Source organism: Acinetobacter sp. YH12135 (assembly GCF_013418565.1).
In the GTDB taxonomy this organism is placed as follows: Bacteria; Pseudomonadota; Gammaproteobacteria; order Pseudomonadales; family Moraxellaceae; genus Acinetobacter; species Acinetobacter towneri.
The window spans coordinates 62,397-75,087 of the sequence record NZ_VPBU01000006.1 but is presented as its reverse complement, the minus strand read 5'-3'; the positions used below and the strand labels follow the sequence as shown (position 1 = coordinate 75,087).

The 12,691-nt window shown below is 40.4% G+C and carries 11 protein-coding genes; 9 read left to right on the top strand and 2 right to left on the bottom strand.

Annotation, left to right across the window (positions count from 1 at the left end; translation table 11 throughout):
• The first annotated feature begins 9 nt into the window (after positions 1–9).
• The 3 genes from FTU70_RS05240 to FTU70_RS05230 all read left to right on the top strand — a co-directional run bounded on the left by FTU70_RS05240 (position 10) and on the right by FTU70_RS05230 (position 3,513).
• Positions 10–354: a phasin family protein gene (locus tag FTU70_RS05240; protein WP_004973142.1), complete on the top strand. Its 345-nt coding sequence runs from the start codon at positions 10–12 to the stop codon at positions 352–354.
• A gap of 125 nt (positions 355–479) precedes the next feature.
• Complete coding sequence (locus tag FTU70_RS05235; protein WP_167846072.1) at positions 480–2,252, top strand: class I poly(R)-hydroxyalkanoic acid synthase; 1,773 nt, start codon at positions 480–482, stop codon at positions 2,250–2,252.
• A gap of 82 nt (positions 2,253–2,334) precedes the next feature.
• Entirely contained in the window at positions 2,335–3,513 is a 1,179-nt protein-coding gene (locus FTU70_RS05230) for an acetyl-CoA C-acetyltransferase (protein WP_004973139.1), read from the top strand.
• A 167-nt stretch (positions 3,514–3,680) separates the two neighbouring features.
• Here FTU70_RS05230 and FTU70_RS05225 read toward each other — a convergent pair whose 3' ends face one another.
• Positions 3,681–4,280: a hypothetical protein gene (locus FTU70_RS05225; RefSeq protein WP_004973138.1), complete on the bottom strand. Its 600-nt coding sequence runs from the start codon at positions 4,278–4,280 to the stop codon at positions 3,681–3,683.
• Between the two features lie 398 nt (positions 4,281–4,678).
• Between FTU70_RS05225 and FTU70_RS14265 the strand changes: the two genes are divergently transcribed.
• On the top strand, positions 4,679–5,677 hold the full coding sequence (locus tag FTU70_RS14265) for a YafY family protein (RefSeq protein ID WP_218946822.1): 999 nt from the start codon (positions 4,679–4,681) through the stop codon (positions 5,675–5,677).
• 347 nt (positions 5,678–6,024) lie between these two features.
• On the opposite strand, the gene mnmG is transcribed toward FTU70_RS14265, so the two are convergent.
• Entirely contained in the window at positions 6,025–7,905 is a 1,881-nt protein-coding gene (gene mnmG / locus FTU70_RS05215) for a tRNA uridine-5-carboxymethylaminomethyl(34) synthesis enzyme MnmG (protein WP_096900911.1), read from the bottom strand.
• A gap of 242 nt (positions 7,906–8,147) precedes the next feature.
• On the opposite strand from mnmG, the gene FTU70_RS05210 reads away from it, so the two are divergent.
• The 5 genes from FTU70_RS05210 (at position 8,148) to FTU70_RS05190 (ending at position 12,594) form a co-directional block, all read left to right on the top strand.
• Positions 8,148–8,504, top strand: coding sequence for a hypothetical protein (locus tag FTU70_RS05210; protein WP_180060217.1), 357 nt, complete (start codon positions 8,148–8,150; stop codon positions 8,502–8,504).
• A 184-nt stretch (positions 8,505–8,688) separates the two neighbouring features.
• A complete protein-coding gene (locus tag FTU70_RS05205) occupies positions 8,689–9,600 on the top strand; it encodes a bile acid:sodium symporter family protein (protein ID WP_004973134.1) in 912 nt (303 codons plus the stop codon).
• Between the two features lie 83 nt (positions 9,601–9,683).
• On the top strand, positions 9,684–10,565 hold the full coding sequence (locus FTU70_RS05200; protein WP_096900912.1) for a bile acid:sodium symporter family protein: 882 nt from the start codon (positions 9,684–9,686) through the stop codon (positions 10,563–10,565).
• Between the two features lie 255 nt (positions 10,566–10,820).
• Positions 10,821–11,723, top strand: a complete 903-nt coding sequence (prmA, locus tag FTU70_RS05195) for a 50S ribosomal protein L11 methyltransferase (RefSeq protein ID WP_004973131.1) — start codon at positions 10,821–10,823, stop codon at positions 11,721–11,723.
• Between the two features lie 16 nt (positions 11,724–11,739).
• Positions 11,740–12,594, top strand: coding sequence for a DUF3426 domain-containing protein (locus FTU70_RS05190; RefSeq protein ID WP_004973129.1), 855 nt, complete (start codon positions 11,740–11,742; stop codon positions 12,592–12,594).
• Positions 12,595–12,691 lie beyond the last annotated feature (97 nt).

Here is a 12,691-nt window from a genome sequence, read left to right as displayed (position 1 = left end):
GTGACACCCATGCTATACGGCGACTTATTTTCAAACATGAATGCTCAATACAAAAACGTGTTTGAACCGTACACCAAATTCAACAGTATAGTTGCAAAAAATTTTGCTAACTTAACCAACCTACAATTAGAAGCAGCACGCAACTATGCCAACATTGGTTTAGCACAAATGTTTGCCAATAGCGAAGTGAAAGACATGCAAAGCATGGTGAACTGCACCACCAAGCAATTAGAAACTATGAACAAACTCAGTCAGCAAATGATTGAAGATGGCAAAAAATTAGCAACACTGACTTCAGAAGTCAAAGCAGAATTTGAAAAGTTAGTCAGCGATTCAATGCCAAATAATAAATAAACACTGCTCTGAAAACCATGCGTTATCAGGACGAATGTTACGGGGAAGTGTGAAAATTTCCCCGTTTTAGTTTCAGCCTTGCACTCAATTTGATTGATAAAAGCCATGTGCTATGGAGCGATGAAATGAAACAGAACTCATTTCAATTCAAAGAAAATATATTACAATTTTTCTCTAGCCACGATGATATCTGGAAAAAACTACAAGAATTTTATTATGGGCAAAGCCCTATTAATGACGCCTTAACACAGCTCAACAAAGAAGATATGTCTATGTTCTTTGAAGCTTTGTCTAAAAATCCAGCACGCTTGATGGAAATGCAATGGAGCTGGTGGCAAGGTCAAATGCAAATCTACCAAAATGTGATGATGCGCAGTGTGGCAAAAGACATCGAACCATTCATTCAACCTGAAAGTGGTGATCGTCGTTTTAACAGCCCATTATGGCAAGAACAACCCAATTTTGACCTGTTATCGCAGTCTTATTTGCTGTTTAGCCAACTGGTACAAAATATGGTGGATGTCGTAGAAGGCATTCCAGACAAAGTGCGTTACCGCATTCACTTTTTTACCCGTCAAATGATTAATGCTTTATCACCAAGCAATTTTCTTTGGACTAACCCTGAAGTGATTCAGCAAACCATTACCGAACAAGGCGAAAACCTTGTCCGTGGTATGCAAATTTTCCATGATGATGTGGTCAATAGCGGAAAATATTTATCTATTCGCATAGTCAATAGTGACTCTTTTAGCTTGGGTAAAGATTTAGCCTATACACCAGGCGCAGTGGTCTTTGAAAATGAAATTTTCCAGTTGTTGCAATATGAAGCAACGACAGAAAATGTATATCAAACCCCGATTCTAATCGTGCCGCCATTTATTAATAAATATTATGTGCTGGATTTACGCGAACAAAACTCATTGGTGAACTGGTTACGTCAGCAAGGTCATACGGTCTTTTTAATGTCTTGGCGTAACCCAAATGCTGAACAAAAAGAACTCACTTTCGCTGATCTGATCACCGCAGGTGCGGTTGAAGCTTTGCGTGTTATTGAAGAAATTACAGGAGAAAAAGAAGCCAACTGTATCGGCTATTGTATTGGTGGTACTTTACTTGCTGCAACGCAGGCTTATTACGTGGCAAAACGCCTGAAAAGTCATGTGAAATCTGCCACGTATATGGCAACCATTATCGACTTTGAAAACCCAGGCAGCTTAGGCGTATTTATTAATGAACCTGTGATTAATGGTTTAGAAACCTTAAATAATCAATTCGGTTATTTTGATGGTCGCCAATTGGCAGTTACGTTCAGTTTGTTACGTGAAAATACCCTGTACTGGAACTACTACATCGAGAACTATTTAAAAGGCAAAGAGCCTTCAGATTTCGATATTTTGTATTGGAACAGCGACGGCACCAATATTCCTGCCAAAATTCATAATTTCTTATTGCGTAATTTGTATTTGAATAATGAATTGATTTCACCAAACGCAGTGAAAGTAAACGGTGTTGGACTCAACCTTTCTCGTGTCAAAACACCAAGCTTCTTTATTGCAACGCAGGAAGATCATATCGCACTTTGGGATACAAGCTTCCGTGGTGCAGATTACTTAGGCGGTGAATCTACACTGGTACTTGGTGAATCTGGACACGTGGCAGGCATTGTGAATCCGCCAAGTCGTAATAAATACGGCTGCTATACCAACTCTGCCAAGTTTGAAAATACCAAGCAATGGCTAGATGGTGCAGAGTATCATCCTGAATCTTGGTGGCTACGCTGGCAGGCTTGGGTCACACCGTATGCAGGCGAACAAGTCCCTGCCCGCGCCTTAGGTAATGCGCAATATCCAATGATAGAAGCAGCACCAGGTCGCTATGTTTTGGTAAATTTATTTTAATCAGTCATATAACAACAGCAATGCACATGCTATATATCATGTGCATCCACAGAAACGTAAACATAAAATTTAAGGATATAAAATGAAAGATGTTGTCATTGTTGCTGCAAAACGTACTGCAATTGGTAGCTTTTTAGGTAGTCTCGCTTCTTTATCTGCACCACAATTGGGGCAAACAGCAATTCGTGCAGTCTTAGACAGTGCCAAAGTACAGCCTGAACAAGTCGATCAGGTGATTATGGGCAACGTACTCACTACAGGTGTAGGACAAAACCCTGCACGCCAAGCCGCAATTGCTGCAGGTATTCCTGTGCAAGTACCTGCATCAACGCTTAACGTGGTGTGTGGTTCAGGTTTACGTGCCGTACATTTGGCTGCACAAGCGATTCAGTGTGATGAAGCAGAAATTGTGGTTGCTGGTGGTCAAGAATCAATGTCACAAAGCGCACACTATATGCAATTGCGAAACTGTCAAAAAATGGGGAATGCCCAGTTGATCGACAGCATGGTGGCTGATGGTTTAACCGATGCCTATAACCAATATCACATGGGTATTACTGCAGAAAATATTGTAGAAAAACTTGGTTTAAACCGTGAAGAACAAGACCAATTGGCACTGACTTCACAACAACGCGCGGCTGCAGCACAAGCGGCTGGTAAATTTAAAGATGAAATTGCGGCTGTAAGCATTCCACAGCGTAAAGGCGACCCAATTGTATTTGCTGAAGATGAATACATCAAAGCCAATACTACCCTTGAAAGCCTGAATAAATTACGCCCTGCGTTCAAAAAAGATGGCAGCGTAACCGCAGGCAATGCTTCTGGTATTAACGATGGTGCAGCAGCAGTGTTGATGATGAGTGCAGACAAAGCTGCAGCCTTAGGTCTACAACCTTTAGCACGTATTAAAGCCTATGCAATGTCGGGTATTGAGCCTGAAATTATGGGTCTTGGCCCTGTTGAAGCGGTAAAGAAAACCCTGAATAAAGCAGGCTGGAGCTTAGATCAAGTTGATTTGATTGAAGCTAACGAAGCCTTTGCCGCTCAGGCTTTAGGCGTTGCCAAAGAACTAGGCTTAGACTTAGATAAAGTAAACGTGAATGGCGGTGCAATTGCCCTCGGTCACCCGATTGGTGCTTCTGGTTGCCGTATCCTTGTGACGTTACTACACGAAATGCAACGCCGTGATGCAAAAAAAGGCATCGCAACGCTTTGCGTCGGCGGTGGTATGGGTGTTGCACTTGCGGTTGAACGCGACTAAGTAACCGAGCCGAAAGTACTGCACGAGTCAAAGCTATTGAATTTGATAGCTGTTCAAAGCCAGTAATAAGTTAAGACATAATGGGAGCTTCGGCTTCCACTATTTTTTTAACTACACAGAGCTTAAAATAATATTGTTGTCGATTAATTTGACATGACAAGTTCTGCTTAATCCACCGAAAGTAAGTGCTGAATATGATCACTAAAGTGATAAAAATGCATGGTATCGGGTTGCTGTTTCAGCTGTTGCCATGCGTCTACAAACGACGTCCAACCTAAATCTTTTAGGCATTGCACAATCATTTCCAATTGCGACAAAGTCTTTTCAGTCGATTGTTTTAACCGAATTTGTCGGTCTAATTGTTCAATTTTTTGCCCCAATTGGAAAAATAAATATATCTGCTGTGGTTCTGCATCTAATAGTGCTTCGCAGTCTTGTACCACATCACAAATATAACTCGCGTTATCGCACGCATTTTGAATACATTGCTGTAATTCAACATAAGTAGCTTTAGAAAACACCTGTGCCAAGTTTTGAATTTTTGTCCGTGTTTGCTCAAACTGCATCGCAAATGAAGCAGGCTGTTCTTCGTTTAAAATCAATTCATTTAAAGAAGCTGCATCAAATGCAGGCAAACAAAAGGCATGTGCATAAGTCAAAGCAGCATCATTTTGTTTAAATGGAAATTGCTGACATACATATTGAATACGGGTTAAATATCGGGCTAACCAAAAAATTTCTCGCGCATCGCTGCTAGATAAATTCACGGTTGTTTCATCCTCCTAACTCTAAGGTCTGTTGATAATTCATCGCGATAAAGCACCTCAATCGCCTTGCCCAATTAACCTACAGCACTCATCCACTCAGACCGCTTTTATTTACATAAACCTGTATCTACCATACAAAACAATGACGGGTTTTCACTTAAACACAACTATTCAATCTTGCTTTTCTAATTGATCCAAGTATGGCTTGAGGTCATAGTTTCTGATTCACTTCTATTATTTGATTAACTTTGCCCGTCCAAATTTTGTGATATTTACTGCAAAATCTGCGGTTATATTTTGCCCTTTTTCAGTAAAAAACTTGCTAATCATTCCGAGTTTTCTTATTGTGTGGAAGAACAAGTTTTCATCCGTATGAATTGACCTAGTAAATATTGAATATGTCTATACAAGAAAAAGAAACATCGAATAGTTTATATCGCCAATGGCAAATTTTATCGCGCCTTTCTACAGGTAAATGGATGGGCACACGTGAATTACACGATGTCCTGCAACGTGAAGGTATCGACATTAGTTTGCGTACGATTCAACGTGACTTAAATCAAATTTCTCAGCGCTTTCCAATTGAAAGTAATGGTACCGTACCACAAGGTTGGCGCTGGCGTTCAGATGCACCGATTCAAAGTTTACCGCACATGACCAGCTCTCAAGCGGTAACGTTTATGATGGTCGAGGAACATTTAAAACATCTGCTGCCGCCAAGTTTGATTGAAGAAATGAACCCATGGTTTGATTTGGCACGACGCAGTCTATCGACCCAAAACAATGTCCGCCAATGGATTAATCGTGTGCGAATTGTGCCTGCAACACAACCTTTAATTCCACCAGTCGTAGACCGCAATGCACAACAGGCGATATATGAAGGCTTGCTCCAAGACAAACAACTAGAATGTATTTATCAATCACGCAGCAATTCAGGCGAAGAAAAAACTTATGTGCTGAATCCTTTGGCTTTGGTGCAAAAAGGTGCGGTGATTTATTTAATCTGTACTCGATTTGACAAAACCGACATTCAAACCTTTGCCCTGCATCGTTTTAAAGCAGCCAAAGTTTTAGATTCACGCGCCTTGCATCCTGTTAATTTTGATATTGATGCCTATATTGAATCTGGCGAATTAGGTTTTAGAGTCGATTTCAGTAAAGCTACTGAAAATATTCAGCTCAAACTTACCATGCAAAAAGCTGATGCCATATACTTCGATGAAAGCCAATTAAGCAAAGATCAAACTATGGAAACACTGGAAAATGGTAATGTGTTGGTGACTGCCACTGTGCCGTTTACCTCACAATTGGTTTGGTGGTTGCGTAGTTTTGGTAAAAAGCTAATTCAGATTGAACCTGTAGAAGTTGCCAATGCGGTGTATCAAACTCAGGAATAAAAAAGCCCCAAATATATTGGGGCGATAGCATTATCGTTCTCTTTTAAATCAAATTATTGTGATTGCTGATTGAAGTTAAAATTAAAATTGACTCGGCATCGTTCAGCGTGGGCATGCCAGTTCAGCTGTACTATAACGAATGCTTTTTAAAGTCATATTTTGCTCCTATCTATGTTGATAAGTGTCACTTTAAATGCTCCTGATCTAGCTGTGAAATCATAAGATATGCAGTCGAAATCAGATTTATTCTTATACGCAACTTCTTCTTTGCTTAGCATCTGATTTACTTTGGCGCATAAAAAAGCCCGCAATTTAAATTGTGGGCTTCTTCATCAATCCATCAAACCTTAAGCAGATTTACGTGACTGTGCATTTTTACGAATGGTGATCATCACCAATTGAACTGCGGCAGGTGTCACACCTGGAATACGACTGGCTTGTGCCAAAGTTTCAGGCAAAACATGCTTCAATTTTAGCGTGATTTCACGCGATAAACCTGACACTGCATCATAATCAAAATCGGCAGGGATTTTGGTTTCTTCCAAGCGTTTTAATTGTGCGACATCTTCATGCTGACGGTTGATATAACCTGCATATTTCACTGCAATTTCAATTTGATCGCCCACTTGTGCAGAAACGTCTGAACCCGTTAATTCTGCGATTTGCGCAAAACTGATATTTGGACGTTTTAACAGATCAATCGCAGAACATTCTTTGGATAAATCTGCACCTGTCATTTCAACAAATTTTTTACCCATTGGGTTGTTTGGTGCAGCCCACAAATGTTGTAAACGCCCTGTTTCACGTTCTACTGCTTCCATTTTTTCACAGTAAGCTGCCCAACGAGTGTCATCCACCAAACCAAGCTCACGACCAATTGGCGTCAAACGCTGATCGGCATTATCTTCACGCAACATCAAACGGTATTCCGCACGTGAGGTAAACATGCGGTACGGTTCTTTGGTACCTAGCGTGATCAAATCATCAACCAATACACCAATATAAGCTTCGTCACGTTTTGGTGTCCATTGTTCCTGATCCCAAGCGCGACGTGCCGCATTCAAACCAGCTAACACACCTTGCGCACCCGCTTCTTCATAACCAGTCGTACCATTAATTTGACCTGCAAAATACAAGTTATTAATGGCTTTGGTTTCCAAAGTGAATTTCAAGGCTTGTGGATTGAAGTAATCATATTCAATTGCATAGCCCGGACGCAAAATATGCGCATTTTCCATACCACGAATTGAACGAACTAACTCGAACTGCACATCAAACGGCAAAGAGGTTGAAATCCCGTTTGGATACAATTCATGTGTATCTAAACCTTCAGGCTCCAAAAATACCTGATGCGAGTCTTTATCAGAAAAACGGTGAATTTTATCTTCAATCGATGGGCAGTAACGTGGGCCAACACCTTCAATCACACCTGTATACATCGGTGAACGATCTAAACCACCACGAATAATTTCGTGAGTACGTTCATTGGTATGGGTGATATAGCAGTTCACTTGTTCAGGGTGCATCGACACATCACCCATGAATGACATGGTTGGTGATGGGAAATCACCTGGCTGCGGAATCATGACCGAAAAATCGACTGAGCGTGCATCAATACGTGGTGGCGTACCTGTTTTTAAACGCCCAACAGGCAAATTTAATTCACGTAAACGTGCCGCCAAAGCAATTGATGGAGGATCGCCTGCACGACCACCGCTCGATTTTTCTAAACCGATGTGAATCACACCACCCAAGAATGTACCTGTGGTCAATACCACGGTTTTCGCATCAAAACGAATCCCCATTTGAGTGACTACACCTTTTACAGTATCGCCTTCTACAATCAGGTCATCGGCTGCTTGTTGGAAAATATCTAAATTGGCTTGGTTTTCTAAAGTGGCGCGAATCGCAGCTTTAAAGCGAACTCGGTCTGCCTGCGCACGTGTTGCACGAACAGCAGCACCTTTACGCGAGTTTAAAATACGGAATTGAATCCCGCTTTTATCGGCAGCCAATGCCATTGCGCCGCCTAAGGCATCAATCTCACGTACCAAATGCGACTTACCAATCCCGCCAATTGCAGGGTTACAGCTCATCTGCCCTAAAGTCTCAATGTTATGAGTTAAGAGTAAGGTTTGACGACCCATACGTGCTGCTGCAAGCGCCGCTTCGGTGCCTGCGTGACCGCCACCAATAACAATGACATCGTAAACTTTAGGATAGTGCATAATGGTCAATGAGAGATAAAAAATAAAGACGGAATATTATAGCAAAACTTGTGGCATAAGTTGACAGATTCAGTCGATTTTATTGGCTTAACCGCGCTACAAAATTAATATTTTGTAATCCAAATTTGCATTTTTACTGTACATAAAAACATTTAGACCTAAAAATTAACCAGATCACCGTTGTTTTAATTTGTCTATTTTTTATCCTAATAGCACAGATATGAGAAACAAAGGGAAACATCATGAATAAGAAAATTTTGCTGTCCTGTATGCTTTGTGGCTTATTTTTCAGTCCATTTGCAGTGCAGGCAAATGATAAAGTAGAAACCGTCTATAACGCGCAAAAATTCCAGCAAGTCTGTAAAGGTAAAACTCAGGGCGCACCTGTAAGCTTTGCTTATCGTGGGATTATCTGGAATGGTACCTGTGAACCACAATTCTTTAGTTCATCTAAAGCAGTGCAATTACAAGGCAATGAGCCTGAATTATACCGTTCTTGTATGGCAGATGCGCAAAGCACCGTCATTACAGTCAATGGTACTGAGTTAAAAGGCAAATGTGCCTTAGGCTTTACGCCACCACGCCCTGCTGCAATGTGATCAATCAGTTAATCTATATTTTCATGAACAGATCGGGTATTCATTCAAACTGAAAGCATGAAAATAACACCAAAGCAGTCATTTATAAGAAGTGACTGCTTTGTTTATTGCACAAGCTCAAAAAACAATTACACTGCAAAGAGAGGGAAAATTATACCCATAAGAAAAAAATAAAGGATGTGCTATGGATTCAGGCTTTTTTACCTTTTTTCTACCACTGACCTTAGCTGTGATGATGATGGGCTTAGGCTTACAACTCACGCCTAAAGACTTTATTCGGGTCAATCAATTTCCTAAAGTCATTTTTTTAACGCTTTTTTCACAATTGGTCATTTTGCCTGTTTTAGCATTTTCAATTTGTTTATTTTTAGAATTGCCACCGCTCTTGGCAATTGGCTTAATGCTGCTTGCTGCCTCACCAGGGGGGCCTACTGCGAACTTATTTAGCTATGTTTATAAAGGTGACGTTGCCCTAAATATTACCCTAACCGCAATGAACTCTGTGATGGCGACCTTTACGCTGCCTTTTATTGTTAATTTGTCTTTTCTGTATTTTATGACCGATCAACAACAAATTGGCATGCCAATTGAAAAAATGGCACAGGTTTTTTTACTGATTATTGTGCCTGTTTGTGTAGGAATGGCGGTGCGTAATGCAATGCCACAAATTGCATTACAGTTGGGCAAACCTATGCGTTTGATGTCCATTTATTTCATTTTCGCTTTATTCTTTTATGCGCTTTTCCGCGAACGCGCCAATGTCTTTGACTATTTCAGTGCGATTGGTATCGCCACAGCGCTTTTTTGCTTTTTAAGTTTACTTATTGGTTATCTTGTGCCGTATTTGGCGGGTGTGCCTGATCAACAAGCACGCTCTTGTTGTTTTGAAATTGGCATTCATAACACTGCTGTTTCTTTAACCGTTGCGCTATCGGTTTTGCAAAGCACTGAAATTGCCATTCCTTCTGCGATTTACACCATTTTTATGTATATGTTCAGCTTTATTTTAGGGAGTATGTTAGCTAGACAATCGGCCAAACTTGCCCATCAACACAAACAGGAGCAGAGTTTAAACCACAATAAAAATACAATTTAAAACGTGAGCAAAATTAACTACATATTAAACAAACAGTTAAATATCAAATAAATTATTGTAGATGTAAAAACAAAGGAGTGTTTATGGATTCAGGATTAATCACAATATTTTTGCCGCTGGCTTTGGCCGTGGTCATGGCTGGACTTGGCTTAGAACTCACTCCTAACGACTTTAAACGGGTGAGCAAACACCCCAAAGCAGTGTTTATTGCTTTATTTTGTCAATTGGTCGTCCTGACAGCAATTGCATTCTTTATTTGTAAACTGCTGAATTTACCACCACTGCTTGCAGTCGGACTCATGCTACTAGCAGCATCTCCAGGTGGGCCAACAGCCAACTTATTTAGCTACTTATATAAAGGTGATATTGCACTAAACATCACCCTCACTGCCGTGAATTCCGTGATTGCAGCATTTACCTTGCCCCTGATTGTCAACTTTGCCATTCAACATTTTATGCAGGATGGGCAACAAGTCGGCTTACAGTTTGCCAAAGTATTACAGGTGTTTTTAATTATTATTATCCCTGTCACTTTGGGGATGTTGGTACGCCATTTTAGCCCGCAAACGGCAGACCGTTTAAACAAACCTGTGCGTATTTTTGCTGTGGTTTTTCTGATAGTGATTATTATTGGCGCGATTGCCAAAGAGCGAAATAACATCATGCTTTATTTGGCAGATGTAGGACTTGCCACTGCTCTGTTCTGTGCCTGCAGTTTATTGATTGGTTATTTTGTCCCGCGTTTCTTTGGTGTGAACAGCCAACAAGCCCGTGCCTGCGCCTTTGAAATTGGCATTCACAACAGTACCCTTGCAATGACCATCGCCCTAACCGTTATGGCAAGCTCAACCATTGCCATGCCTGCTGCGGTTTATTCTATTTTCATGTATATTTTTGCCGCAATTTTAGGCACATTACTAAATAAATTTGTGCCGACTCCTGCATCGGAGCAATCTGCATCCTAAAACAAGTCTCTCAATCATCCCCAATCCAGCAATTTGACTGTTTTAGGGATGATTGAGCGATGATGGTTCAAACAAATTCTTAACTTATATTTTTTAGAGTTATATTTTTGTCACATTATTCGACTATAAGCATAAAGCGAATTTGAAACTTCCAATCGTATAGAGTTTTCCCTTTCGCAATCCTAATAAAAAATAACAGCGCCTGCAGCAGTTCAGTTACAATAGCGCTTACGCATTAAATTTTAGGTTATCTCCGTGAAGTGGTTACAAATACATATTACTGTTGATCAAGCGCAAGTCGATTTTACTGAAACCCTGCTCAGTTCATTGGGCGCAGTCAGCGTAACCTTAGATGATGCGGAAAATCAGGACTTACTTGAGCCACTACCAGGTGAAACACCACTTTGGAACAAAGTCATTGTGACAGGTATTTATGCACAAGACGAAGGTGAAGAAATTGATGTTGCAGCCTTAGAAACCTTTATTCGTGCGCAAATGCCAGATGCCCCTTTACGCAGTGAATTTTTGGAAGATCAGGTTTGGGAACGCTCATGGATGGATTACTACGAGCCAATCCAGATTGCAGAGAAATTCTGGATTGTACCTGAATGGTTAGAACCACCTGAGGCAGATGCAGTCAATATCAAACTTGACCCAGGTTTGGCTTTTGGTACAGGTAACCATGCCAGTACGTTCCTGTGCCTGCAATGGTTAGGTAAAACCAATGTAAAAGATAAAGTCGTGATCGACTACGGTTGTGGTTCAGGTATTTTAGGAGTAGCGGCTTTGTTGCTCGGTGCAAAAAAAGTCTATGCGACTGATATTGACCCGCAAGCAGTTTTAGCGACCAAACAAAATGCTGAACTCAACGGTGTACTTAAAAACTTATATGTTGGACTTCCAGAAGAGTTCAATGAAACCATTGGCAATGAAAAAGCAGACATTTTGGTTGCCAATATTTTGGCAGGCCCATTAATGATGCTTGCGCCAGAGTTTGCAACTTTAATTAAATCTGAGGGCGAGTTCGCACTTGCAGGTGTAATTGAAGAGCAAGTTGCTGAAGTTTCTAGTGTTTATTCTGAATTTTTTGATATAGTACAAGTCGAAAAACGTGAAGAAAACTGGTGTCGAATTTCTGGGAAACGCCATCCCCACTAACTGTAATTTTTGAGTTATGAGTGACAAGCAAACCAAGTGCCCTGAATGCCAAACTGTTTATAAAGTATCCGTTGCGCAGCTGACCGTTGCGCAAGGGATGGTTTGTTGTCCTAAATGCGACAATACCTTTAATGCTCTTTCGCATTTGGTATTTGCCTTTCCTCAAAATAAAAACTCAGTCACATCACAATTACATCACATTCAAAACCGCAGTTTTATGCAGGCAACTGCTGAACTTGCGCAACCGCAACATATTTTAGATATTTTTCAGCGTAAAGTTGAACATTCCAATATTGATCTGAAAACCTATCTGAATAACCTCAATTATTTCAGTACTGAACCGATTGGCAACATTCCTGCCATGAAGTTGTCTGCGCCTGATCTTGAAAGTGAAAAAAAGCATGGCAATGGTTACTACTTACTTTGGGGAATTATTAATCTTTTATTGATTGGCTTGTTGATCTTCCAAATTTTGTGGTTTAACCCAAAGTTTTTAAACAGCAGCCCTGCACTGAATTCTGTGTTTACCCAAGTCTGTCAATTTTTTAACTGTAGCAGTTTAGAAGAACGCTATAGCTTAATTTCAGCAAATCGCGTGAAGGTTAAACGTGTAGATCGTATGAATACACAATTTACGGGTGAGCTGATCAATTACTATGATAAAAGCTTGGCTTTGCCTAATATCAAAGTCACTTTAAAAGAAAAACAACAAACATTATCGACTTACATCTATTCCCCACAGGAGTATTTGGTCGAAAGTCTTTCGAGCATTCAACGTATTCCTAAAAACAGTCCATTTAAGTTTGACATTTTAGTTCCAATATCACGAAACGACTTCGATGCCTATACTTTAGAAATTATCAAGCCTTAATTCACAAAAAAATAGTGAAAAAATAGCGAAAAAAATTAAAAAAATTGCAGTTTTCTTGCTCACTTTTTCTCATACAATGGTATCATACGCGCCACGA